Source organism: Vogesella mureinivorans (assembly GCF_007644035.1).
GTDB lineage: Bacteria > Pseudomonadota > Gammaproteobacteria > Burkholderiales > Chromobacteriaceae > Vogesella > Vogesella mureinivorans.
Window position 1 is genome coordinate 1 of sequence record NZ_VMTV02000724.1, and the last position, 351, is coordinate 351.

1 protein-coding gene is annotated in these 351 nt (G+C 47.0%); it reads left to right on the forward strand.

The genetic code is table 11. The annotated features are described in order from the left end of the window. Positions 1-351 (forward strand): hypothetical protein (locus FLQ44_RS17920; RefSeq protein ID WP_206208962.1); only part of this gene is annotated, 351 nt, incomplete at both ends.

Genomic DNA, 351 nt, shown 5'->3' on the forward strand with positions numbered 1-351 from the left:
AAAGTCTAGAACAAAGCACTAATCCCTTTGCTGTAATTGTGATGGCGCATTTAAAGACTAAAGCGACGCACCGAAACCCACAGAGTCGTTTAGAGTGGAAACTAAGCCTGGTCAGAAGGCTGTACGAACGGGAGTATAGCCGAGAAGATATCGTAAAGTTGTTTCGGTTTATCGACTGGGTGATGATGCTGCCAGAGGAGTTGGCGCAAGGTTTTAAAGCAGTAGTAAAAAGTTACGAGGAGGCGAATAGAATGCGTTACGTAACCAGTATCGAGCGGTTGGCAAAGCAGGAAGGGATGGTGGAAAATGCACGAGAGAATGCGATCGCAGTCTTGGAAACGCGGTTTCCAG